Annotated in this window: 17 protein-coding genes and 1 pseudogene; 8 read left to right on the top strand and 10 right to left on the bottom strand. The window is 32.7% G+C overall.

What is annotated here, in order from left to right; translation table 11 throughout:
• Window positions 1–102 precede the first annotated feature (102 nt).
• From ccsA to RRF68_RS11850, 3 genes are read left to right on the top strand one after another with little or no spacing between them, the layout of a single operon-like run.
• Window positions 103–3,252: a cytochrome c biogenesis protein CcsA gene (gene ccsA / locus RRF68_RS11860; RefSeq protein ID WP_315944479.1), complete on the top strand. Its 3,150-nt coding sequence runs from the start codon at window positions 103–105 to the stop codon at window positions 3,250–3,252.
• Between the two features lie 58 nt (window positions 3,253–3,310).
• Window positions 3,311–3,826 carry a DUF2892 domain-containing protein gene (locus tag RRF68_RS11855; protein ID WP_218773215.1) on the top strand — a complete coding sequence of 172 codons (516 nt, stop codon included), beginning with the start codon at window positions 3,311–3,313 and terminating at the stop codon, window positions 3,824–3,826.
• 39 nt (window positions 3,827–3,865) lie between these two features.
• Entirely contained in the window at window positions 3,866–4,717 is an 852-nt protein-coding gene (locus tag RRF68_RS11850) for an N-acetylglucosamine kinase (RefSeq protein ID WP_315944478.1), read from the top strand.
• Here RRF68_RS11850 and murF read toward each other — a convergent pair.
• Entirely contained in the window at window positions 4,714–5,967 is a 1,254-nt protein-coding gene (gene murF, locus RRF68_RS11845) for a UDP-N-acetylmuramoyl-tripeptide--D-alanyl-D-alanine ligase (RefSeq protein ID WP_315944477.1), read from the bottom strand. The two genes, RRF68_RS11850 and murF, sit on opposite strands and share 4 nt — an antisense overlap.
• Before the next feature lie 61 nt (window positions 5,968–6,028).
• The gene (gldJ, locus tag RRF68_RS11840) at window positions 6,029–7,738 is read right to left on the bottom strand and encodes a gliding motility lipoprotein GldJ (protein WP_315944476.1); all 1,710 of its coding nucleotides are present in this window, start codon (window positions 7,736–7,738) and stop codon (window positions 6,029–6,031) included.
• Window positions 7,739–8,101: 363 nt separating this feature from the next.
• Here gldJ and porV point away from each other — a divergent pair, with 363 nt between their 5' ends.
• The 5 genes and pseudogenes from porV (at window position 8,102) to RRF68_RS11815 (ending at window position 14,468) form a co-directional block, all read left to right on the top strand.
• Window positions 8,102–9,202 carry a type IX secretion system outer membrane channel protein PorV gene (gene porV / locus RRF68_RS11835; protein ID WP_315944475.1) on the top strand — a complete coding sequence of 367 codons (1,101 nt, stop codon included), beginning with the start codon at window positions 8,102–8,104 and terminating at the stop codon, window positions 9,200–9,202.
• 82 nt (window positions 9,203–9,284) lie between these two features.
• Window positions 9,285–9,767, top strand: coding sequence for a cytidine deaminase (gene cdd / locus RRF68_RS11830; RefSeq protein ID WP_315944474.1), 483 nt, complete (start codon window positions 9,285–9,287; stop codon window positions 9,765–9,767).
• A 163-nt stretch (window positions 9,768–9,930) separates the two neighbouring features.
• Window positions 9,931–10,995 (top strand): 3-oxoacyl-ACP synthase III family protein, encoded by a 1,065-nt coding sequence (locus RRF68_RS11825; protein WP_315944473.1) that lies wholly within the window; start codon window positions 9,931–9,933, stop codon window positions 10,993–10,995.
• Between the two features lie 63 nt (window positions 10,996–11,058).
• A pseudogene (gene guaA, locus RRF68_RS11820) lies at window positions 11,059–12,595 on the top strand (glutamine-hydrolyzing GMP synthase).
• Between the two features lie 25 nt (window positions 12,596–12,620).
• The gene (locus RRF68_RS11815) at window positions 12,621–14,468 is read left to right on the top strand and encodes a LysM peptidoglycan-binding domain-containing protein (RefSeq protein ID WP_315944472.1); all 1,848 of its coding nucleotides are present in this window, start codon (window positions 12,621–12,623) and stop codon (window positions 14,466–14,468) included.
• 2,117 nt (window positions 14,469–16,585) lie between these two features.
• Here RRF68_RS11815 and rfbB read toward each other — a convergent pair.
• The 8 genes from rfbB to RRF68_RS11775 all read right to left on the bottom strand — a co-directional run bounded on the left by rfbB (window position 16,586) and on the right by RRF68_RS11775 (window position 25,251).
• On the bottom strand, window positions 16,586–17,599 hold the full coding sequence (gene rfbB, locus RRF68_RS11810) for a dTDP-glucose 4,6-dehydratase (protein ID WP_315944471.1): 1,014 nt from the start codon (window positions 17,597–17,599) through the stop codon (window positions 16,586–16,588).
• Between the two features lie 1,075 nt (window positions 17,600–18,674).
• Complete coding sequence (rfbC, locus tag RRF68_RS11805) at window positions 18,675–19,223, bottom strand: dTDP-4-dehydrorhamnose 3,5-epimerase (protein WP_315944470.1); 549 nt, start codon at window positions 19,221–19,223, stop codon at window positions 18,675–18,677.
• A 590-nt stretch (window positions 19,224–19,813) separates the two neighbouring features.
• A complete protein-coding gene (rfbA, locus tag RRF68_RS11800; RefSeq protein WP_315944469.1) occupies window positions 19,814–20,689 on the bottom strand; it encodes a glucose-1-phosphate thymidylyltransferase RfbA in 876 nt (291 codons plus the stop codon).
• Window positions 20,690–20,723: 34 nt separating this feature from the next.
• Complete coding sequence (galE, locus tag RRF68_RS11795; protein ID WP_218773227.1) at window positions 20,724–21,734, bottom strand: UDP-glucose 4-epimerase GalE; 1,011 nt, start codon at window positions 21,732–21,734, stop codon at window positions 20,724–20,726.
• 35 nt (window positions 21,735–21,769) lie between these two features.
• Window positions 21,770–22,744: a sugar transferase gene (locus RRF68_RS11790; protein WP_315944468.1), complete on the bottom strand. Its 975-nt coding sequence runs from the start codon at window positions 22,742–22,744 to the stop codon at window positions 21,770–21,772.
• Between the two features lie 69 nt (window positions 22,745–22,813).
• Window positions 22,814–23,581 (bottom strand): glycosyltransferase family 2 protein, encoded by a 768-nt coding sequence (locus tag RRF68_RS11785; protein WP_315944467.1) that lies wholly within the window; start codon window positions 23,579–23,581, stop codon window positions 22,814–22,816.
• A gap of 25 nt (window positions 23,582–23,606) precedes the next feature.
• Window positions 23,607–24,407 (bottom strand): glycosyltransferase family A protein, encoded by an 801-nt coding sequence (locus tag RRF68_RS11780; protein WP_315944466.1) that lies wholly within the window; start codon window positions 24,405–24,407, stop codon window positions 23,607–23,609.
• A 1-nt stretch (window position 24,408) separates the two neighbouring features.
• Window positions 24,409–25,251, bottom strand: a complete 843-nt coding sequence (locus tag RRF68_RS11775; RefSeq protein WP_218775061.1) for an O-antigen ligase family protein — start codon at window positions 25,249–25,251, stop codon at window positions 24,409–24,411.
• Between the last annotated feature and the right edge of the window lie 37 nt (window positions 25,252–25,288).

The following is a 25,288-nucleotide window of genomic DNA, read 5'->3' as shown; positions in this document are numbered from 1 at the left end:
TTCTTTTTTAACGTTTTATTTCCTTAAAAATGGGTGAATTCATAAAGTTATTAAGACATTAATACGTAAATTTGCGAAGTTTTACACTTAGCTGATTTACAGATGAAAAAAATCTTAGATATACTTTACTCTACGCGCCTAACAGCGGTACTATTTTTCGTTTTTGCAGTGGCCATGGGAATCGCCACTTTTATAGAAAACGATTTCGGAACACAAACTTCAAAAGCTTTAGTTTACAATACTTGGTGGTTCGAATTAATTATGATCTTTTTTGTAATTAATTTTTTTGGAAACATCTTTAGGTATCGTTTATATAAAAAAGAAAAATGGGGTGTTTTACTTTTCCATGCAGCATTTTTACTCATATTAATTGGCGCAGGAGTTACGCGCTATGTTAGTTACGAAGGGATCATGGTTATTGATGAAGGAGAAACTACCAGTACTTTTTTTTCTGACACCAACTATTTAAACGTTGTTGTTGATAATAACGAGTTTCAAAAAGAAACAAACAACCAATTATTACTTTCTGCTTGGGGAAGCAATTCTGCAAAATTTACTGAAACTTTTCAACCAAAAAAAGACAAAGGGCAGCATGAGATATCTTACAATTTAGTAGACTATATTCCGTGGTCTGAACAAAAACTTGTTTTAGATGAAAACGGAGTAGAACACTTATTTTTAGTAGAAAGCTCTAGCGGAAGCAGACACGAACATTATATTAAAAGAGGAACTACTCAAAATATTCACAACATACTTGTAAGTTTTGATGTGCCTCAAAAAAATGCCTCGGTTAACTTTTATTACGAAGGTGATAATTTAAAAATGGTCTCTAAAAACAATGGTGATTGGCTTAGAATGGCCGACCAAAAAAGGGGACAAATCATTAAAGACAGTGCGCAACACTTTCAGTTTTTAACATTACACACTATAAAAGGATTACAATTTGTAATTCCGAGAGCTCCTGAAAAAGGAATCATGAAAACACTATCTGGAGAGAAAGATAATGAAAAATACGATACCGTTATTTTTGATGTTACAGTGAATAACGAAACTAAAAGAATATCCCTTTATGGAGGTAAGTTTAATGTAGATAATGTTGAAGAATTTAGTATTGGCGACTTAAACTTTAGAGCTTGGTATGGTGCTAAAAAGTTAGAAACTCCCTTTAAAGTGAAGTTAAATGACTTTCAACTAGAAAAATATCCTGGTTCAGAAAGTGCCGCTGCCTATGCTAGTGAAATTACAGTTATAGACGATAAAGAAACTTTTGATTTTAGAATATTTATGAATAATATTTTAGATTACAAAGGGTATAAACTGTTTCAGTCTAGTTATAAAATTGAAGGTGATAACGAACAAACTCACCTATCTGTAAATCATGATTTCGTAGGTACTTGGATTACTTATGTTGGATATACTTTATTATTCTTTGGGTTAACTTTTATTCTATTCATAAAAAACACTCGTTTTAACGACTTAAAGAATTCGCTAAATAAAATCAAGCTAAAAAAAGCTAGTTTATCTGTAATCATTTTATTCTTATCGCTTAATTCAACTGCACAAGAACATGGTGATGTGCACAAGCCAAAAGAACTATCAATAGCGCAAATAGACTCTATTTTAACAAGCAACAAACCCAGTCTTGAACACACCAATGAATTTAGCAGTTTAGTGATACAAGATATTGGTGGTAGAATGAAACCGACACACACCTTAGCTTCTGAGTTGGTAAGAAAAGTTGCGCATACCAATAGTTTTAAAGGTATGAACCCTACACAAGTTTTGCTTTCTATTACAGAAATGCCAATGCTTTGGTTAAACATTCCGTTTATTTATTTAGAAAAAGGAAATACGCAGATAAGAGAACTTTTAGGCGTTGCTAAAGACGCAAAATACGCTCGTTTTATCGATTTTTATGATACAAAAGGAACCTCTAAAATAGGTGAATTAGTTGCTGAAGCTAAGAAAAAGAAGATTCAGAGTAAGTTTGAAACAGATGCTATTAAAATTGAGCAAAGAGTTTGGTTATTATCACAAACTTTAGGTGGCGGTATGTTACGCATCTACCCAATTCCTAATGACGAAAACAACAAATGGGTATCGCAGCCAGAAACATTAAAGGCTGGTTTTAAAGGAACCGATTCTGTATTTGTACGTCAATCACTACCGGTGTATATGCAACTTCTACAAAACTCAAGAAAATCCGGAAACTATACAGAAACTAACAAGGTTTTAGACGGAATTAAAAAGTTTCAGAAAAAATTCGGAAAAGAAGTATATCCTTCAGAAGATAAAATTGAATTAGAGATTATGTATAATGAATTTGATGTTTTTAATCGTTTGATTAAGTACTTCGGATTGTCTAGTATTCTGTTGATTATCTTTTTAATCGCGCAGGTTTTCTCAAACAAAAAATGGATCAACTATGTGGTAAAAGGATTGATTGTTATTATTATTGGTTTCTTTATTTTACATACTTTAGGCTTACTGTCTAGATGGTATATTAGTGGTAATGCTCCATGGAGTAACGCCTACGAATCTATTATTTTTGTTGCTTGGGCAACGATGTTTTTTGGTTTATCATTAGGAAAAAAATCAACACTAACCATTGCTGCAGCCACTTTTATTACGGCAATCACCTTATTTTTTGCAAGTCAGAATTGGTTAGATCCAGAAATTGCAAATTTACAGCCGGTATTAAACTCTTGGTGGTTAAAAGTACACGTTTCTATTATTGTTGCGAGTTACGGACCTTTTTCTTTAGGTATGATCTTAGGGATTTTTAGTTTATTCTTAATGATTTTCACCAACTCGAAGAACAAGAGAAAAATGGATCTTCATATAAAGGAGTTAACAATTATCAATGAAATGTCTATAACTGTTGGATTGGTTTTACTAACCATTGGTACGTTTTTAGGCGGCATGTGGGCTAACGAAAGTTGGGGGCGTTATTGGGGCTGGGACCCAAAAGAAACTTGGGCATTAATATCTATTATGGTATATGCTTTTGTTTTACACATGCGATTAATTCCGGGATTAAGAGGTCGATATACGTTTAACCTTTGGTCTATCATCGCTTTTGCATCAATCATGATGACCTATTTCGGAGTGAATTTCTATTTATCAGGATTACACTCTTATGCAAGCGGAGATAAGGTAATTACACCTACCTCTGTTTATTACTCAGTTTCATTTGTTTTTATACTAGGGTTATTTGCATGGTTTAAATTCAAAAAGTTTTATAAAAAATAAACTCACAACTATTTTAACAGAAAATCGTACTTTTGTGCGTTGATTAAAAAAAGAAAAAATGTTCAATAAAAACATAAAATTAGGATTAGCAGGACTTATAACCTTATGGGCTATTTACGAATTCTCTCAAGTTCACATCATGAACGGAATTTCACTGCTTTTATTTGCTGGTATTTTCGTATTCTTTTACTTTAAAAACGAATTTATCTTACTAGCTTTCATGCAATTGCGTAAACAAAATTTCGAAGGTGCTAAAAAATGGTTAGCTTATATTAAAAATCCATCTACAGCATTGATTCAAAAACAAGAAGGCTACTATAATTATTTACACGGAATTATGTTGAGTCAAACCAATATAACGCAGGCTGAAAAATTCTTAAAAAAGGCTGTTAAATTAGGTTTAGCGATGGATCATGATTTGGCAATGGCTAAATTACAATTAGCAGGAATAGCTATGACCAAACGTAGAAAGCGTGAAGCGACTAATTTAATGACCGAAGCTAAAAAGTTAGACAAGCACGGTATGTTAAAAGAACAAATGCAAATGATGAAACAACAAATGAAAAAAATATAGTTTCATTTTATGTCAGAATATTCTTTTTAAATAAATTAGATGATTTTAATTGCAGACGGTGGCTCCACGAAAACAGATTGGATTGCACTAAACGCTCAAAAAAAAGAGTTATTTAGGGTTACATCTTTAGGTTTAAATCCGTCCGTTATAGCCAAAGAAGAATTGTTACATCGCATTAACAACATTCCACAATTAATCGACTACAAACATAAAATTGAAGAAATTCATTTTTACGGTGCTGGTTGCGGATCGCCATTATCTGTTAAACTACTGACAGATATATTACAAGTCACCTTTAAAAAGGCTAAAATTACCGTTTCTGAAGACATGTTGGCTGCTGTCTATGCTTGCAGCAACAACAAACCCGCCATTGTAAATATTCTAGGAACAGGTTCTAACAGCTGTTATTATGACGGTGTTACGATAACTAAATCATCAGCATCCTTAGGTTACACTATAATGGATGAAGCCAGTGGAAACTATTTCGGAAAAATATTACTAAGAGATTTTTTCTATAAAAAAATGCCTACTAATATAGCTACAGCATTTGAAAATCAGTTTAATGTAGATGTTGATTTTATTAAAAAGAATTTATACAGAATGCCGAACCCAAATATGTATTTGGCATCTTTTGCAACCTTTATGTTTGATTATAAACACGAAAAATACATTAAAAAAACAATTAAAAAAGGCTTTCAAAAATACTTTAAGTACTATGTGCTACCTTATAAAAAACAAGCAAACACCCCTATTTATTTCATAGGCTCTATTGCTTTTTATTTTAAAGATATTTTAGCGTATGTTGCGCAAGAAAACAATTTAACTATTACCGATGTAATTCAGCGGCCAATTGATAATTTAGTTAAATACCATCAAGAAAACACCTTTTAACAAAGAGCTACCACACGCTCTAGAGCCATACCTCTTGATCCTTTTATTAAAACAACACTTTTGTTTATCGGGTTTTCAATTAAATAAGATTTCAATCCCTCAAAACTTGAAAATTTCTGGTTATTTGTTTTCGTTTTATAGAAATTTTCACCTACAAAAAACAACTTATCAAACTCACAATCCGAAGCTAAATCTACCATACTTTGATGCTCGTTAGCGCTGTAACTTCCTAATTCAAACATATCTCCTATAATAATGGTTTTATGCGCTGCCTTAAGCGCTTTAAAACTATGCAAAGCTGCTTTCATACTCGTAGGGTTCGCATTATAGGCGTCTAAAATAATCGTATTGTTTGTTGTTTTAATGATTTGAGATCGATTATTTGATGGCGTATAGTTTTCAATCGCTTGTTTTATATTCTCCTTAGACACCTTAAAGTAACTGGCTATGGTTATTGCCGCAGCAATATTTGAAAAATTATAGGTTCCTATTAAATTACTTTGAATTTCAGTATTTTCAAATGATAATTTTACTAACGGATTTGCTGCTACGAATACTATAGAGCTCTCAAATAAAATAGTGTTTGCATTCGTAGTTTTCTCAAGTTGAATTACATCTTTAGGGTTCACAAAGATTTTTTTATTGTTAGCTATCAGAAAATCGTACAACTCTGACTTTCCTTTTACAACACCTTCTAACGAACCAAAACCCTCTAAATGTGCACTGCCAAAATTAGTGATATAGCCAAAATCTGGCTGTGATATATTTGATAAAAAAGCTATTTCATTTAAGTGATTCGCCCCCATTTCAACAATCCCTATTTCGGTGTCTGTTGTCATCGATAATAGCGTTAAAGGTACTCCGATGTGATTATTTAAATTACCTATTGTAGCCGTTGTTTTGTAGGTAGATGACAACACGGCATTGATAAGCTCTTTGGTGGTCGTTTTGCCATTGCTACCTGTTAGCGATATAATAGGTATATTTAATACGTTACGGTGATAATTTGCCAACTCCTGAAGTGTTGTTAATACATCCGCTACCAAAATTATACGTTCTGAAGTTTTAAACTCAACCTCATCAACGATCGAAAAAAGAGCGCCTTTTGTTAATGCCTCTTCTGCAAATTTATTCCCATTAAAATTACCTCCTTTTAATGCAAAAAAAAGGGTGTTCTTTCTAATTTTTCGGGTGTCAGTATCAACCAAGCCGTGTTGTATAAACAACGCATATAATTCTTTTATCTTCATGCTGTAAAAATAAAAAACCTCATTGAAATTCAATGAGGTTTTAATTTGTATTATTTACTTCTTAGTTAATTTTATCTGGAACCGCTCTTTTTCTTTTATTAAGCCTCATAGGTCCCATTTTATCAGTAGCACATCTAAAGCCTATAAAATTAGTTGCCATATATTCAGGAAAGTATCTTCTTTGTGCAGGGTCTAACCAATATTCTCTATCTGCCCAAGAACCTCCTTTATATACTCTAGATTTATCACTCACTAAAGTAGTTCTTCTTTTAGCATCATATTTATAATTCTCAATAACATTCCCTAAAGAATCTCTTTCTGCTTCAGGTTTTTTAGGTGAATTATACATTCTAGATGAGCGATCTAACTGATCTTTATCTAACTCGTAGTCTTTTGAAGATGCCTGATCTCCATCACCTAAACTTGAATTATTTGCTAAATTATAATTTCTTCTCATGTACGTATCTTCCTTTGTAATAGGAATATACTTCACACTTCCTGGTAAATCTTTAGGTACAACTCTTCCGTTTTCTAACGTATCATACTCTATTTCTCCAACCTCATCACCTACGATAACAACTTTACCGTTTTGATCTATTAATTTTTTAGTAAAAACATTACCTCTAAAATAATTAAAATCATTTGCTTCAGAATCAATTATAGGACGGTATACATCTTGGACCCATTCTGCAACATTACCAGACATATCATATAATCCAAAAGCATTCGGCGGATAACTTCTTGCGGCATTCGGAATATCCGAACCATCACTACTCCAACCAGCAATACCACTATAATCTCCTTTACCCTGCTTAAAGTTGGCTAACTGATCTCCTCTTCTTCTCTTGTCTCTATCTCTCGTATATTTTCCATTCCAAGAATACTTTTTTCTTCCGCGGATATTATTATACTCACGATTTTCAAAAATAGCCTTTGCTGCATACTCCCACTCAACTTCTGTAGGCAATCTAAATTTTTGTGCTAAAATACCATCAGATGAAGTAACTTGTCTTCCTGAAAACTGATCTTTCGAAGGTTTAGGTTCGCCGTTTCTTCTAGGCACTGGAATTCCTTTTTTATAGATTGTTGAATCCCCTTCAAACAATGCATACGGATTCGTTAAATACGTATCTGTATCAAAATTATCTTTTCCTCTAAAACTTAAAGAATCCTCTTTAAAAATGTTTTTTATAACACCTTTATCCATTAAGATTTTTAAATTCACTGCGTTGGTACGCCACTTACAGTATTTATTGGCTTGTAACCAACTAACACCTACAACTGGGTATTCGGCATACGATGGATGTCTTAAATAACTCTCAGACAATAAATTGGTATTTCCTAAACCTTTTCTCCAAACTAATGTATCTGGTAAAACAGATTTATAAATATTTTTAAACTGTGGTTCTTCTGGTGGAAATATATCTTTGGTATACTGCATAAACAAACCATATTCAGCGTTTGTAACCTCAGTTTCATCCATATAAAAAGAACGCACATGCATTTTTTTAGGTGTCGTATTCCAATCAAACATTACGTCATCTTGCACTAGCCCCATGGTAAAACTACCACCTTCTATATGTACCATACCAGGAGGTGCTTCTTTACTGTTGTTATCTTTTCCTTTTATATAACCTCCATAATTAGGATCATTAAAGTTCCAGCCAGTCAGTGAAGATTTACCTGAACCACCACTTCTGTTGCTTTTACAAGAAGTAATCAACAATCCGGTGATAACCAATAAACTAAATATTTTTAACGTGCTTTTCATGTATTTTTAACTATTTTAAGGGTGGCGCAATTTACAATATTTATAACTCCATACAACTAATTTAATTATAAATTAAAAGAACCAAAGAGTTTCTCCTGCAAGATTACAAACGACCTTTTTTTACGTTTAGTATTACGAATCTAAGAAAAAGATTAAATATCTACCATTAAAATTTATTTTTTTATCCAAAATTCATGTCGATATTAACGTATGTTAAGGTTTATTATAATGATTTTAAAAAAAAAAAAATGATTTATATAATAATCAACTGCTTCAAACGTTAAAATACTGATTAAAAACTAACAAAATTTAGCGTTTTTTTAAGAAAAACCTATATTTGCTCAACTAATAACAAATATTTACATGAAAAAATTATCGTTTTTTTTATTTTTTGTATGTTTTGCCCTTCAAACCAAAGCACAAAACACAACGGCTACGCCGTTTTTATTAATACCTACTGATGCGCGTGCTGGTGGTATGGGAGATGTAGGTGTTGCAACCTCTGCAGATGCTTTTTCTATTTTTCATAACCCTGCAAAAACAGCTTTTAATCAAAATAAGATAAGTGTGGGTGTCAACTATACTCCTTGGCTACGTAACTTAACGGATGATATTTTTGTAGGAAACGCTTCTTATGTAAATCGATTTAAAGAAAATGCAGCTTGGGGTGTAGATATTAAGTACTTTTCGCTGGGTCAGGTAGAACTAACTAATATTGACGGAGAAAGTACGGGAATCCAAAATCCTAGTGAGTTTTCACTTACAGGAGTTTATTCTATGAAATTAAGCGAAAAATTCTCAATGGGTATTGGCCTAAAGTATATCAACTCTAATATAGATGTGAATGATAGTAATATAAACGCTGTGAATTCATTTGCTGTTGATGTTTCTGGTTATTATCAATCTAACGAAAGAAATTATGGTAGTTTTAATGGTCGTTACCGATTAGGTTTTAATATTGCTAATATTGGTCCGAAAGTAGAATATACGCCTGGTCAAGAAAATTTTATTCCTACCAACGCCAAAATAGGTGGTGGTTTTGATTTTATTTTAGACAGCCAAAATATAGTGGGTCTTAATTTAGAGTTCACAAAACTATTAGTACCGTCTAGTAGTGGTAACCCTAACTCTCCAGAAGGCAGAGGAAATAACAGAGGCTGGTTCGAAGGAATGTTTACCTCGTTAGGGGACAGAAGTTTTAGTGAAGAGCTTAAAGAAACTACTTGGGCATTAGGTGCCGAATATTTATACAATAATGCCTTTGCGCTTAGGGCTGGTTACTTTCACGAAAGTGAAGAAAACGGACAAAGACAATTCTTAACATTAGGTACAGGTTTTACAGCCAAAGCATTTACGTTAGATTTATCGTATTTGGTAAATACAGCTGCAGTGAACAATCCTTTAGAAAATACCTTACGTTTTTCTTTATCATTTGATTTAGGAGAAATTTACGATGATTATTAAATTGTAGTTTTTTTTTAATAAATTCGTAGTATAATATAAAGCAGTCTTACAGGCTGCTTTTTTTGACCAACACTGTTTCTTTATGGAAAAAATAGAAGTAAAAGCCGCTGCAACCGTATATAATGACGTAGCAGAATTAGCGCAAGAAGATAAAATGTTAATGGATAAGGCTATCGAGGCAAGAGCTAAAGCGTACGCTCCTTATTCTAAATTTAAAGTAGGTGCCGCATTTTTACTAGAAAATGGTGCGGTTGTTTTAGGAAACAACCAAGAAAATGCTGCCTATCCCTCTGGGATGTGTGCCGAAAGAGTTGGTGTGTGGAAAGTTGGATCAGAATTTCCAGGAATAAAAATTAAAAAACTAGCCATTTCAGCTGCTTCTGAAAACACCAAAGTGAATAAACCTGTGGGACCTTGCGGAGCATGCAGACAAACGTTGTCTGAATACGAAATAAATCAAAAAGAACCGATAAAAGTATTTTTTATGGGCGAAGTTGGTAAAATAGTAAAAACAGATTCTTTACTTTCTTTACTACCTTTCTCTTTCGACAGTTCGTATTTGTAATATTCAAAAATCACAATCTCAAAAAAGAGTTCTCTTTTTTTTAAAATACTTAATTAAGACGCCATTTTTTAAGGATGCTGTAATTCTTATAAAATGGCTCATAATTAATACTTTAATGTAATTTAAAATGCTTTATTTGTATTTACAATTCTAATAAATAACAATGGCATCAGCAGTAATTACCGGTACAGGTTCGTACATACCATCTATCAAAAAAGAAAACAGTCAGTTTTTAGAAAGCTCTTTTTTAAATGCCGACGGAACTTCATTTAACAGTACGAATACTATAATTATTGAAAAATTCAAATCGATTACGGGTATTGAAGAACGCAGGTATGCAAAGAACGAGTACAAAGCATCTGATTTAGGTTATTTTGCTGCTAAAAAAGCAATAGAAGATGCCAATGTGAATTCAGAAGAAATCGATTATATCATATTTGCACACAATTTTGGTGATGTGAAAAATGATGCTATTCAAACTGATATTCTTCCTAGTTTAGCTAGTAGAGTAAAGCATTTACTGCAAATTGAAAATCCGAATTGTGTTGCGTACGATATTTTATTCGGCTGTCCTGGCTGGCTACAAGGTGTTATTCAGGCGCAAGCCTTTATCAAAGCAGGTATCGCTAAAAAATGTTTGGTTATTGGTGGCGAAACCTTATCAAGAGTGGTTGACACCTACGATCGAGATTCTATGATTTATAGCGACGGAGCTGGTGCTTGTGTTGTAGAATACACAGCAAATGACAATAGCGGTATACTGAGTCACGCTACCCAAACTTTTACCAAAGAGGAAGCTTATTTTTTATTTTTCGGAAAATCATTTAATGCTAATTTAGATACAGATGTGCGGTACATAAAAATGCATGGACGTAAAATTTATGAGTTTGCGTTAAACAATGTACCGCAAGCAATGAAATCTGCATTAGATAAAAGCGGAATTGAAATTGACGCCGTAAAAAAAGTGTTTATCCATCAAGCCAATGAAAAAATGGATGAAGCTATTATCAAACGTTTTTACCGACTGTACAAAAAACCGATTCCACCAGGCATTATGCCGATGAGCATTCATAAACTAGGTAACAGTTCTGTGGCAACTGTACCTACTTTATTAGACTTAGTATTAAAAGGAAATATCGAAAATCAAGAAGTACAAAAAGGAGAGGTAATTATATTGGCTTCTGTGGGAGCAGGAATGAATATAAACGCCGTGGTATATCGTTATTAAAAAACTTCAAAAAAATCTAAAATCAAATACTTAAAATATAAAATCTAAGTACTATTTTTGCCTATGCAACAACACAACGTACTTATTTTAGATTTCGGATCGCAATACACACAACTTATTGCGCGCCGTGTTAGAGAATTGAACATATACTGTGAAATTCATCCGTATAACAAAATTCCAACCAACTTAAACGACTTTAAAGCAGTAATACTTTCTGGGAGTCCTAATTCTGTTCGTTCAGAAGCGGCGTTACATCCAGATTTAGCTGAAATTAGAGGTAAAAAACCTTTATTAGCTGTTTGTTATGGCGCCCAATATTTAGCCCATTTTTCTGGCGGATTGGTAGCTCCATCAAACACTAGAGAGTATGGAAGAGCTAATTTATCTTTTGTAAAAGAAGGAGAAACGTTCTTTTCAGACATCTCAGAAGGAAGTCAGGTTTGGATGAGTCACTCAGATACTATTAAAGAGTTACCCACAAACGGAATCTTATTGGCAAGCACACACGATGTAGCAAATGCTGCTTATAAAATTGAGGGGGAAACAACGTATGCGATTCAATTTCATCCAGAAGTGTATCATTCTACCGATGGTAAACAATTATTACAAAATTTCTTAGTTACTATAGCAGGCGTAGCACAAACTTGGACACCTGATTCTTTTGTTGACGAAACCGTTGCTGATATACAAGCAAAGGTTGGAACCGAAAAAAGTGGTTTTAGGATTGTCTGGAGGTGTAGATTCTACCGTAGCAGCCGTATTATTACACAAAGCTATTGGGGATAATTTACATTGTATTTTCGTTAATAATGGTTTGTTACGTAAAAATGAATATACCGATGTATTAAAGCAATACGAAGGTATGGGCTTAAACGTAAAAGGCGTAGATGCTTCGGCACGTTTCTTGAAGGAGCTTGCTGGCTTAAGTGATCCAGAAGAAAAACGTAAAGCTATTGGTAAAGTTTTTATTGATGTTTTTGATGATGAAGCAAATCAGATTGACGACGCAAAATGGTTGGCACAAGGAACTATTTATCCTGATGTAATTGAATCAGTTTCGGTAAACGGTGGTCCATCAGCAACAATTAAAAGTCATCATAACGTAGGTGGTTTGCCTGATTTTATGAAACTAAAGATTGTAGAGCCATTACGAATGATTTTTAAAGACGAAGTGCGTCGCGTAGGAGCATCTATGGGAATTGATAAGGACTTATTAGGGCGTCATCCTTTTCCGGGTCCAGGATTGGCAATTCGTATTTTAGGAGATATTACCGAAGAAAAAGTACGTATTTTACAAGAAGTAGATGCTGTTTTTATCAACGGATTAAAAGAAGATGGCTTGTACAACAAAGTATGGCAAGCAGGTGCAATTTTATTACCTGTAAACTCTGTTGGCGTAATGGGTGATGAAAGAACTTATGAAAAAGTAGTCGCTTTACGCGCTGTAGAAAGCACGGATGGTATGACGGCAGATTGGGTAAATTTACCGTATGAATTTTTACAAAAAACATCCAATAAAATAATTAATAACGTAAAAGGTGTAAATAGAGTTGTGTACGACATAAGCTCTAAGCCACCTGCAACAATTGAATGGGAATAAACTCCTTATAATAAAAATAATGTAGATGAAGAAATTTCAATTTTTACTTTTAATTTGTATTTTAACCTTTGCCGTTTCTTGTGGCCAGCAGAAACGTTATATCTCTTACAAGGTTCAGGAAGGCGAGACAATGCGCGACATTGCAAACCGATTGGACATGAAAACAAAAGATTTATTACGTTTAAATCCTGATGTTGGCAGAAAACCAGACGCAAATACGGTAATTGTTATTCCGAACCCTGAAATTAAAACCGGAATTTCTTCAACTACTACTGATACTGACGAAACAATTGTTGATAACGATACTATAAACGAGAATTCTTCTGATAGTATTGAGGAAGAGACTCCAAAAAATACCGTTTTTCAACAAACTATATACGAGTACGAAAATCATACTGTACAGGCAGGAGAAACCGTGTATCGTATTACCAAGTTATACGACATCTCTAAAGACGAATTAATTGAATGGAATCCTGATTTCCCTACGATTAAGAACAATATATTGAGTATTGGTCAGGTTTTAAAAGTTAAATCTGTTGAAAAAGTAATTACGATTGACAGAGAAGAAGTTTTAGAAAAATTTTTAACGCATACCGTTAAAAGCAAAGAAACCGTATATAGCTTAACCCGTTTTTATAACATCTCTAAAGAAGATTTAATTCGTTTAAATCCTGAATATCCTGGAATTAAAAACAACGAATTATCGATTGATCAACTTATTAAAATAAAACCGATAGAAGAAGTTAATCCGAATGAAAACTTCGCCTTTTATAAAGATAGCATTCAAAAAAATGCAATGATCGATGTAGCCATTTTACTTCCGTTTAAATTAAAAGAGTACAAAACTACTGCTGCAAAAGATATATTTAGTAGCGAGAACAACTCGGCTTCTTTAGCAAATATGGTGACCGATTTTTATATGGGGGCTGAAATCGCTATCGATTCTATTAAAAAACAAGGTATTCTTGTTAACACAACCGTTTTTGATACCGGGAATAGAGATGATAACGTGCCTTTAATTTTAACAGAAAACAAGTTAGATTCTACTGATGTTGTTATTGGCCCTTTTTATTCAGATAAAGCAGCACTTATTGCTCGTAAAGTTCGTGTACCAGTTGTATTCCCTCATTTTTCTAATAGTCAAGATACGTTCTCTGCTGCCAAACTTATTAAGTCTGCTCCAGATAAAAACAACTACACTACTTATTTAGCCTCGTATTTAAAAGACATATATAAAGGGGAAGCCGTTTTTGTGGTGGGTGATGGTAAAGCGGATTCAAATAACAGCTTAAATAAAATTGTAAGTAGTTTAAAAAAGCACGATTCTATTAGTGAAATCCATATTTTAAAGCCAAAAGATGGCTATATTAAAAGAGAATTATTCACCGATAAAATGGCAGTAAACAAAAAAAATTGGGTAATTATTACTTCTGATGACAATGTTGCTATTGCTGATGTGTTAAATAGCATGATTGGGATACCTGATGATATGACCGTTCAGGTTTTTGCTGTTGAAAAAAATAAATCGTACGACAGAATAGAGAACAATAAGTTAGCTAGTATTAACTTTACCTATGTGTCTAATACTTTTGAAGATACATCTTCTGACAATGTAAAGGCTTTTAATAAAAAATACTATCAAAAAAATCACACCGTAGCCTCTGATTATGCTATTAAAGGTTTTGATATTACCTACGATGTTTTAATGCGTTTAGCTTCGGGTAAAGCACTGTCACAAACTTTTAAAGAAGGTGTTTCTCTTCGTTTAGAAAACAAATTCGATTACCGTAAAAAAACATTCAGTAGTACCAGTAATAACGGTTTGTTTATTATAAAATACAATAAAGACCTAAGCTTAACAAGACTTAAGTAACTAGAATACAAAAAAAATAACGTCATTACGAGAACGAAGGACAAAGTAATCTTATACTACAAAACCTTAACGTCATTACGAGGACAAAGGACGAGGTAATCTTAAACTATAAAAACTTAACGTCATTACGAGGGCAAAGAACGAAGTAATCTTACACTACAAAACCTTAACGTCATTACGAGGGCAAAGAACGAAGTAATCTTACACTACAAAACCTTAACGTCATTACGAGGACGAAGAACGAAGTAATCTTATACTACAAAACCTTAACGTCATTACGAGGACGAAGGACGAAGTAATCTTACACTACAAAACCTTAACGTCATTACGAGGACAAAGGACGAAGTAACCTTATACTTCATAACCTTAACGTCATTACGAGGACGAAGAACGAAGTAATCTTACACTACAAAACATTAACGTCATTACGAGGACGAAGGACGAAGTAATCTTAAACTACAAAACATTAACGTCATTACGAGGACGAAGGACGAAGTAATCTTACACTTCAAAACCTTAACGTCATTACGAGGACAAAGTAATCTTATACTACAAAACATTAACGTCATTACGAGGACGAAGTAACCTTACACTTCATAACAGAAAGATTCCTTCACCCTGTTCGGAATGACGTTTATATCAAAAAAATAACGTCATTACGAGGACGAAGAACGAAGTAATCTTACACTTCAAAACCTTAACGTCATTACGAGGACGAAGTAATCTTACACTTCATAACAGAAAGATTCCTTCACCCTGTTCGGAATGACGTTTATTTCCAACTATAAAAACTTAACGTCATTACGAGGGCAAAGAACGAAGTAATCTTACACTACAAAACCTTAACGTCATTACGAGGGCAAAGAACGAAGTAATCTTATACTACAAAACATTAACGTCATTACGAGAATGAAGTAACCTTATACTTCATAACAGAAAGATTCCTTCACCCTGTTCGGAATGACGCTTATATCAAAAAAATAACGTCATTACGAGGACGAAGGACGAAGTAATCTTATACTACAAAACATTAACGTCATTACGAGGACGAAGGACGAAGTAATCTTATACTACAAAACATTAACGTCATTACGAGGACGAAGGACGAAGTAATCTTAAACTTCATAACAGAAAGATTCCTTCACCTGTTCGGAATGACGTTTATATCAAAACATTAACGTCATTACGAGGACGAAGTAATCTTATACTACAAAACCTAAAGATTCCTTCACCCTGTTCGGAATGACGCTTATATCAAAAAAATAACGTCATTACGAGGACAAAGGACGAAGTAATCTTACACTACAAAACCTTAACGTGATTACGAGGACGAAGTAACCTTACACTTCATAACAGAAAGATTCCTTCACCCTGTTCGGAATGACGCTTATATCAAAAAACAACGTCATTACGAGGACGAATGACGAAGTAATCTTACTCTACAAAACCTTAACGTCATTACGAACGACAAAGTAATCTTACACTTCATAACAGAAAGATTCCTTCACCCTGTTCGGAATGACGCTTATATCAAAAAAATAACGTCATTACGAGGACGAAGTAACCTTATACTTCATAACAGAAAGATTCCTTCACCCTGTTCGGAATGACGTTTATATCAAAAAAATAACGTCATTACGAGGACAAAGGACGAAGTAATCTTACATTTCAAAACCTTAACGTCATTACGAGAACGAAGTAACCTTATACTTCATAACAGAAAGATTCCTTCACCCTGTTCGGAATGACGCTTATATCAAAAAACAACGTCATTACGAGGACGAAGGACGAAGTAATCTTACTCTACAAAACCTTAACGTCATTACGAACGACAAAGTAATCTTACACTTCATAACAGAAAGATTCCTTCACCCTGTTCGGAATGACGCTTATATCAAAAAAATAACGTCATTACGAGGACGAAGTAACCTTATACTTCATAACAGAAAGATTCCTTCACCCTGTTCGGAATGACGTTTATATCAAAAAAATAACGTCATTACGAGGACAAAGGACGAAGTAATCTTACATTTCAAAACCTTAACGTCATTACGAGAACGAAGTAACCTTATACTTCATAGCAGAAAGATTCCTTCACCTGTTCGGAATGACATTTTCTATTTCTTTGCAATAGCATCCAACCAAACCTGATTGCCTAAATACCATGCGATTGTTTTTTGCATGCCTTCTTCAAATTGCAACGAAGGTTTCCAGTGTAATTCTTTTTTAAGTTTAGAGGCATCAATGGCATACCTATAATCATGTCCTGCCCTATCCGTTATATGAGTGATCAACTTTTCTGAAGTACCAGGTTCTCTACCCAATAAAACATCCACTTCTTTAATCAGCAAGCGAATCAAATCGATATTTGTCCACTCATTATCGCCTCCTACATTATAGGTCTCACCTACTTTTCCGTCATGAAAAATAACGTCAATGGCATTTGCATGATCTTCAACATACAACCAATCTCTAATATTATCGCCTTTACCGTACACTGGCAGTGGTTTATGATGCACGATATTATTGATGAAAAGCGGAATTAATTTTTCAGGAAACTGATTTGGTCCGTAATTGTTAGAGCAATTAGAAATTACAATTGGCAATCCGTAGGTATCATGAAAAGCGCGCACAAAATGATCAGAAGATGCTTTGGAAGCCGAGTATGGCGAGTGCGGATCGTACGCGGTTTGCTCTGTAAACAAGCCTTTTTCTTGTAAAGTACCGTACACCTCATCCGTAGAAATATGATAAAACAATTTCCCTTCAAAACTATCTTTCCAGCTATGCTTCGCGTTTTCTAATAAATTTAGCGTACCCAAAACATTGGTTTTTACAAAGGCAAAAGGATCGGAAATAGAACGATCTACATGCGATTCTGCCGCTAAATGAATTACCCCATCAATCTTATGCGTTTCAAAAATATTTTTCAACAACACGGCATCACAAATATCTCCTTTTATAAAGGTGTAATTGGTGTTATTTGCAACATCTGCAACATTGGCAAGATTGCCTGCATAGGTTAACGCATCTAAATTGATGATATGATAGTCCGGGTATTTGCTTACAAACAACCGCACCACATGCGAACCAATAAAACCTGCACCACCGGTAATTAAAATATTTTTCATTACTAAAAGATAATTATGATAATTAATAAAAGAAGTCCGAAATTTACGATTATTCTACCAATTTAACTTTGCTATGCTTAACATCATGCCGAACTTCTTTGAGCATCATATGAATCATATAACAACTCACTTCACGTAAACCTAAACTCGTTTCAGTTTCTCATCTAGGTTTACCCTAATCTTTAGTTTTTTTTGATGATCATTGTCAATTCGAGTGGTTTTTAATGACTAAAAGGAAGTAAAGTTGTATCGAGAATTAATTTCTTTAAGTCGGTAAATTTCGCACTAAAAAAGTTCTCGACACAAATTTTTTGAAGAAAAAAAAACACTCGAACTGACAGTTTATTTAATTTCTTCAGATAGTTGATGCAATGATGATTGTCAATTCGAGTGGTTTTTAATGACTAAAAGGAAGTAAAATTGTATCGAGAATTTGTTTCTTTAAGTCGATAAGTTTTACACTAAAAAAGTTCTCGATACAATTTTTTGAAGAAAAAAAATCACTCGAACTAACAGTTTATTTAATTTCTTCAGATAATTGATGCGATAATGATTGTCAATTCGAGTGATTTCAATGACTAAAAGGAAGTAAAATTGTATCGAGAATTTGTTTCTTTAAATACATTAATGTTACACTAAAAAAGTTCTCGATACAATTTTTTTGAAGAAAAAAATCACTCGAACTAACAGTTTATTTAATTTCTTCAGATAATTGATGCGATAATGATTGTCAATTCGAGTGGTTTTTAATGACTAAAAGGAAGTAAAATTGTATCGTGAATTTGTTTCTTTAAGTCGATAAGTTTTACACTAAAAAAGTTCTCGATACAATTTTTTGAAGAAAAAAAAATCACTCGAACTAACAGTTTATTTAATTTCTTCAGATAATTGATGCGATAATGATTGTCAATTCGAGTGATTTTAATGACTAAAAGGAAGTAAAATTGTATCGAGAATTTGTTTCTTTAAATCCATTAATGTTACACTAAAAAAGTTCTCGATACAATTTTTTTGAAGAAAAAAATTACTCGAACTAACAGTTTATTTAATTTTTAAACAAGCTTAAAGTAGTAACTTAAAAAGGTGTTTCAAAACTCTCAAAAGAGGCTAAAGCTGTATCTTTTGATGATAAAATAATTTCTTTTGGATTGATTTTCCAATCAATATTCAAGCTAGTATCGTTATAAATAATTCCAGCATCACACTCTGGCGCGTACCAATTATCCACTTTATAGGCAAAAACTGCTTCTTCAGACAAGGTTACAAAACCATGAGCAAAACCTCGTGGTACAAACAATTGTTTTTTATTTTCTTCGGATAATTCTACCGCTACATGTTTTCCGTAGGTGGGGGAATCTTTCCGGATATCCACTACCACATCCAAAACCTTTCCTTGAATACAACGCACTAATTTTGCTTGTGCAACGGTTGGTTTTTGAAAATGTAACCCTCTTAAGGTACCGAAAACAGATTTCGATTCGTTGTCTTGCACGAAATTTATAGTTCCTAGCTGTTCGTTGAATTTTTGTTGATTGAAAGATTCAAAAAAGTACCCCCTCTCGTCTTTAAAGACGCGAGGTTCTATAATTACAACACCTTCAATTTCAGTTTTGGTAAAAATCATTAACATTATTTTAATAGCGAATCAAATTTACTAATAATAAATGGAGTACGAGTTTCTTTTAAAAATGAAAAAGAGCTCATCATTAAAGTAAACGTCGTATTGGAATTGATCAGGTTCCTGCCTTCGCAGTAATGACATTTTTTTGATGCGATGCTGAAATAAATTCCACATGACGTTGCTCTTATAATAACGCAACTCACATCAACCTAAACTTGTTTCAGGTTCGCATCCCACATATAAAATGTGCCGCTTTAATAAATTCCACATGACATTGCTCTTATAATAACGTAATTCACGGCAACCTAAACTTGTTTCAGGTTAACATCCTATAATGATGCGATGCTGAAATAAATGCAGCATGACGCGGTTATAGTAAATTAATTCACATCAACCTAAACTTGTTTCAGGTTCGCATCCCACATATAAAATGTGCCGCTTTAATAAATTCAGCATGACATTGCTCTTATAATAACGTAATTCACGGCAACCTAAACTTGTTTCTGGTTAACATCTTATAATGATGCGATGCTGAAATAAATGCAGCATGACGCTACTGCAATATTAAGTGCTGAATTTAAACGAATATACTATTACTCTTTTATAAGATTCAACAAATATTGTCCGTAGCCACTCTTACGCAAGGGTGCTGCGAGTTTACGTACTTGCTCTTTTGTGATATAGCCCATATACAACGCAATCTCTTCCAAACAAGCTACTTTTAAACCCTGGCGTTTTTCTATGGTTTCTATAAACTGACTTGCTTCTAATAAGGAATCGTGCGTACCGGTATCTAACCAAGCAAAACCACGTCCCATTAGTTGAACTTTTAGCGCATCATTTTTTAAATACTGTTGATTTACAGAGGTAATTTCCAACTCGCCTCGTTCTGAGGGTTGTACTTTTTTAGCGATATCAATAACATTGTTGGGGTAAAAATACAAGCCAACCACTGCATAATTAGACTTCGGATACTCTGGTTTTTCTATGATTGACAACGCATTTCCGCTTTCATCAAAATCCACCACGCCATAACGCTGTGCATCTTTTACATAATAACCAAAAACAGTTGCTTTATTATTGTTTACAACATTGTTCTTTGCAGACGCTAACATTTCTGGCAATCCGTGTCCGTAAAAAATATTATCGCCTAAAATCAAGCAAACAGCATCATCAGCTATAAAATCTTCGCCAATAATAAAAGCTTGTGCCAAGCCGTCTGGCGAAGGCTGTTCGGCATAACTCAACTGTATCCCTAAATCAGTGCCGTCTCCTAACAATTTCTCGAAATTCGGTACATCTTCTGGAGTCGAAATTATTAATATCTCGGTAATGCCCGCCAACATCAATACCGATAACGGATAATAAATCATCGGTTTATCATACACCGGCAACAACTGTTTCGACACCCCTTTGGTTATCGGGTACAACCTAGTTCCTGATCCGCCTGCTAATATGATTCCTTTCATGTATTGACCGTCTTTTAATAACTAAAATTTAAAATTATTTTTGCTTTTCTTGCCATTGCCAAGCAGAAAGCAAACCTTCTTCAAGCGTTTTATCGGCTGACCATCCTAAAACTTCGTTTGCTTTTGTTGTATCTGCATAAGCTGCTGTGATATCGCCTTCTCTTCGCGAAACAATTTTGTATTTTAGTTTTGTATTAGTTACTTCTTCAAAAGAATTAATAACCTCCATTACAGAAGTCCCTTTACCAGTACCAATATTAAATACCTCATATGTTAAGTTACTGGTATTTTTAAGCAATCTATTTAATGCGGCTACGTGGGCTTTAGCCAAATCTACTACATGTATATAATCTCTAACAGCTGTTCCGTCTTCTGTTGGGTAGTCATCGCCAAAAACAGCTAATTCCTTACGAATACCTGCTGCTGTTTGTGTAACAAACGGAATAAGGTTTTGTGGTGTGCCTATTGGTAACTCTCCTATTTTTACAGACTCATGAGCTCCTATTGGGTTAAAATAACGCAATGCAATAGCTTTTATACCATATGCTTCAGAACATTCCTTTAATATTTCTTCTCCAACTTTTTTAGTATTACCATATGGCGATTCAGCCTTTTTTATGGGCGCATTCTCTGTTATAGGTAACTCATCTGCTTGACCATAGACAGTACAAGACGAACTAAATATTAAATTATTTATTTCATTCTCCTTCATTGACTGCAATAAATACACCAAACTATTTATATTATTTTCATAATACTTTAAAGGATCACTTACACTCTCGCCAACAGCTTTAGATGCCGCAAAATGTATTACACCATCAACTGTATTTTGTAAAAAAAAGTTTGCTACTTCTTTTTTATTTCGTAAATCTATTTGAAAAAATGCTGGTTTAACGCCCGTTATTGCCGTTATCTGGTCAACCACCTCTATCTTGCTATTAGATAAATTATCTATAATCAAAACCTTATATCCCAATTTTTGTAAATCAACAACAACATGAGATCCTATAAAACCCAAACCACCAGTTACTAAAATATTTTTCATTGTCTTTTGCTCTTTTTGGAAACAAAAGTACTATTTTAATTACTATTCATCGTAAAAACAATCTGAACTGTTTTCAGTAATATTTTAAAATCTAATTTCCAAGAGTATTTTTTTATATAATACAAATCGTACTCTAACTTCTTTAAATTTTCTTCTGGTGTAGCTTTCGGCATATATATTTGAGCCCAACCAGATACACCGGGTCTTATCATATGCCTTAAATTGAAAAAAGGATTCTCTTTACTATACTCTTCTACGTATTTAGGCTGTTCTGGCCTCGGGCCAATTAAACTCATATCGCCCATAAGAATATTATAAAACTGGGGCAATTCATCTATTTTAGACAATCTTAAAAACTTACCGACAGGTGTTATTCGGCTATCATTTTTCACAGTAAAACCCCCATCATTGTTTTCCATAGTACGTATTTTGTAAATTTTAAACTCTTTACCTTCTCTCCCAACACGTACTTGTGAATAAAACATGTTTCCTTTTGAGGTTATTTTTGTTAAAAAACACCCTAAAATAATTAAAGGAAAAACAAAGGGAAACATTACCAAAGAAAACAACACATCAAAACTTCTTTTAAAAAAAATTAGCCTTCTCTTTCTTTTTAGACTAAAAATTTCGTCCGAGAAATACTGATTGTCTTGAATTTTTATAATTGGAATCCTTTTATTCACACATTCATAAAAATTTTCTGAATCATAGATTTCAATACCCAGCAAACGCAAATTAACCAATTCACCAACTTCTTTATTAGACAATTGGTTTAATTGTGTTTTCTCAAAAACAACAACTTTTATATTGTTCTCTTTTATGTAACAAGTAATAGCTTTGTCGTGTAAATTTAAATCTTTATGAAAAATAATTTCATACTTGTCAGATATTTTACTACTTGTTAATAACTTATCTAATGATTTGTTTAAATTTACAAACAAACATCTTTCTTTTTTTAACATAACCATGCTCTGAACTAAATCATTCTCTTTTAAAGTAATTAAATTCATTTCTTTTTTAGCTTTTTTTGCTAAATTAAGGAAAATTTATTGTCGGCAAAAAATAACATGTTTATATATCTATTTAAAATATTTAAACAAACCTTTAATAGAATAATGTAAAAAAAGGTAAATCGAATTTAAAAAGCTTACTTCTCCACATTCTCTTAACACCCTATAATGATATACTGCTGCTTTAAATTTATTACTAGAAATAGAATTTGACCGCACTCTATAAAAAGCTAAAACCTCATCATAAATACCTACGGTGTGCTTTATGTCTTTAAAAATGGTAAGCCATAAACCATAGTCCTGTCTTTTTCTAATAGTAGGCATATACCTTTTACCTAATACATTCGTGTCATAGATTGCTGTTAAGCATCCTATAGTACAACTTTTTAACAAACTATTAAAGGTTGTTTTCTTAGGCGGAAAAATTTTTGCTCCCTTAACACCTTGTTCATTCATTTTTTGATAGGCTGAATAGGTAAAAGACAGGCTATTTTTTAGCATAAAATTAACTTGCTTGTCTAGTTTATCATACTTCCATACATCGTCACTATCACAAAAAGCAATAAATCTACCTGAAGCATTTTTAATAGAATTATTTCTAGCTATTCCCGCCCCTCCGTTTTTTTTAAGTTGAAATAGTTTTATCTTAGTTGTTTTTTGCTGATATTCTTTTATAATATCAATTGTTTTATCACTAGATCCATCGTCTGTTATTAACAGTTCCCAATTAGTATATGTTTGATTTATTATGCCTTCAATTGTTGCTGAAATAAACTCTTCAGAGTTATACGAAGGTGTTATTATAGATACTTTATTGATGTTTATATTATCTTTCATTACTGCTTTAATTTATTTTTTTCATTCACATATTAAACCCTTTATAAAAAAAACCAAAAAACATTGTCACCTTTTTAAAAGTTTTCAACCTACTTCTGTACCTATATAAAAAATACACGAACAATAAGCAACCAAATACACCTGATATCCTTCTAGAGTAACCACCTAAAAAAACCATATATTCCTGATTAAAATCAGTTATTTTACCAGAACTCTCATAAGGGTGGTTTACTATGTAAAATGGATAGTAAAATATTTTCATTTCTTTTAATATAGCATCTCTTATAAAAATACTTTCTTCTCCTCCTTTAGAAAACTTAGTTGAACCTAACCCAAAATTTTTATCAAAAACTAAATCACTAGTAATGATGCTTTTTCTTCTAAAACATATTTCAATACTACTAATATTTTTGAAGTTTAAAAAAGTGATTTTTAGAACCTTCTGTTTATAATTCTTATACTCTTGCTCACCTTTATTAGTTTTGATTTTACCAGCAAACACGTCTAAACTATCATCTTTGATAAATTCATTTTTTATTTTATCAATGTAAGAATCTTTATACCTAACATCATCATCTGCTATTATACAAATATCTGAAGTTGCATGTTTGATACAATTATTACGATTCATTGATAAACCTTTTTCTTTACAGAAAAAGATACTTACATCTTTTCTTTGTTTTAAAACATCCGGTATTTCATACGCTACGTTATTTATTTCCTGAATAGAAATAATATAAGAAACATCTGCTCTCGCTTTTAATAATACAGAAGGCACATTATTTATATTAGTATTTATAGTTGCAATAAGTATATCTACGGTCATATTAGAATAATTCTTTTTTAATCTTTAAAAATTCTAGCTCGGATAACACATAAAAAATCCAGAAATACAACATATATGGCAAGTTTCTATTATAATCGTTTGAAGTATTAAACAAACAGAAAACTGTTAAAAATATAATTAAAAACAAACCTAATGCTTTATTATTCTCTTTTATTTTAAATGATAAAACATAAAACTTTATAATTAAGCATAAGTATAATAATACTCCTAAAATACCATAATTAATAAAGGTAGACACAAAACCATTCTCTATCATAAAAGCATTGTAATTCTGAACATATTCAGCTTTAGGGTTTGATGTACCAATACCTTTACCCCAAAAATACTCCATAATATTCATATTAGAAATTGCGTAATTCCAATTAATAACTCTTGCATTAGATGTATACTCATTTGTGTCAAAAAGGTTTTCAAACCTTGCTAAAACTAAATCAATATTAATATCCTTTAAAAAAACACTTCCTAAAAATCCTAATATAAAAACTACTAATGAAATAAAAAACACTTTATTAACGTAACCATCAATAGCGAAAAACACCGATAAGAAAACTGTAAAAATAAAAACTATTAGAGAAGTTCTACTAAGTGTAAGTGAAACGATAAAAAAAGTAAACAGCAGTGCTATTGGATACAAGAACTTTAACAAAAGTACTTTGTTACGATAAATCATATATAAAAAAGAAGCCATCCAGATTGATAAGGTAGCTCCTAAATTAATAGGATTTCCAGTTGTTGACATTAAACGTTGAACGGAAAACCATCTAATATGAGGAATATCCTTTAAGCTTTTTCTATATAATAACTCTAATAGTTCTTGATCCATAAATTCTAAGAACGCAACTAAAAGTGTAACAATACCT

Source organism: Tenacibaculum sp. HL-MS23 (assembly GCF_032463465.1).
GTDB classification, from domain to species: domain Bacteria; phylum Bacteroidota; class Bacteroidia; order Flavobacteriales; family Flavobacteriaceae; genus Polaribacter; species Polaribacter bernardetii.
This window is presented reverse-complemented; position numbering and strand designations above follow the sequence as displayed.

Excerpts from the sequence above, each read along its gene's own strand:
- rfbA (WP_315944469.1), bottom strand. The coding sequence starts at position 20,689 with ATGAAAGGAATCATATTAGCAGGCGGATCAGGAACTAGGTTGTACCCG.
- RRF68_RS11780 (WP_315944466.1), bottom strand. The coding sequence starts at position 24,407 with ATGACCGTAGATATACTTATTGCAACTATAAATACTAATATAAATAAT.
- RRF68_RS11775 (WP_218775061.1), bottom strand. The coding sequence starts at position 25,251 with ATGGATCAAGAACTATTAGAGTTATTATATAGAAAAAGCTTAAAGGAT.
- RRF68_RS11855 (WP_218773215.1), top strand. The coding sequence starts at position 3,311 with ATGTTCAATAAAAACATAAAATTAGGATTAGCAGGACTTATAACCTTA.
- RRF68_RS11825 (WP_315944473.1), top strand. The coding sequence starts at position 9,931 with ATGGCATCAGCAGTAATTACCGGTACAGGTTCGTACATACCATCTATC.
- galE (WP_218773227.1), bottom strand. The coding sequence starts at position 21,734 with ATGAAAAATATTTTAGTAACTGGTGGTTTGGGTTTTATAGGATCTCAT.
- gldJ (WP_315944476.1), bottom strand. The coding sequence starts at position 7,738 with ATGAAAAGCACGTTAAAAATATTTAGTTTATTGGTTATCACCGGATTG.
- porV (WP_315944475.1), top strand. The coding sequence starts at position 8,102 with ATGAAAAAATTATCGTTTTTTTTATTTTTTGTATGTTTTGCCCTTCAA.
- RRF68_RS11790 (WP_315944468.1), bottom strand. The coding sequence starts at position 22,744 with ATGAATTTAATTACTTTAAAAGAGAATGATTTAGTTCAGAGCATGGTT.
- murF (WP_315944477.1), bottom strand. The coding sequence starts at position 5,967 with ATGAAGATAAAAGAATTATATGCGTTGTTTATACAACACGGCTTGGTT.
- RRF68_RS11785 (WP_315944467.1), bottom strand. The coding sequence starts at position 23,581 with ATGAAAGATAATATAAACATCAATAAAGTATCTATAATAACACCTTCG.
- RRF68_RS11850 (WP_315944478.1), top strand. The coding sequence starts at position 3,866 with ATGATTTTAATTGCAGACGGTGGCTCCACGAAAACAGATTGGATTGCA.
- RRF68_RS11815 (WP_315944472.1), top strand. The coding sequence starts at position 12,621 with ATGAAGAAATTTCAATTTTTACTTTTAATTTGTATTTTAACCTTTGCC.
- ccsA (WP_315944479.1), top strand. The coding sequence starts at position 103 with ATGAAAAAAATCTTAGATATACTTTACTCTACGCGCCTAACAGCGGTA.
- rfbB (WP_315944471.1), bottom strand. The coding sequence starts at position 17,599 with ATGAAAAATATTTTAATTACCGGTGGTGCAGGTTTTATTGGTTCGCAT.
- rfbC (WP_315944470.1), bottom strand. The coding sequence starts at position 19,223 with ATGATTTTTACCAAAACTGAAATTGAAGGTGTTGTAATTATAGAACCT.
- cdd (WP_315944474.1), top strand. The coding sequence starts at position 9,285 with ATGGAAAAAATAGAAGTAAAAGCCGCTGCAACCGTATATAATGACGTA.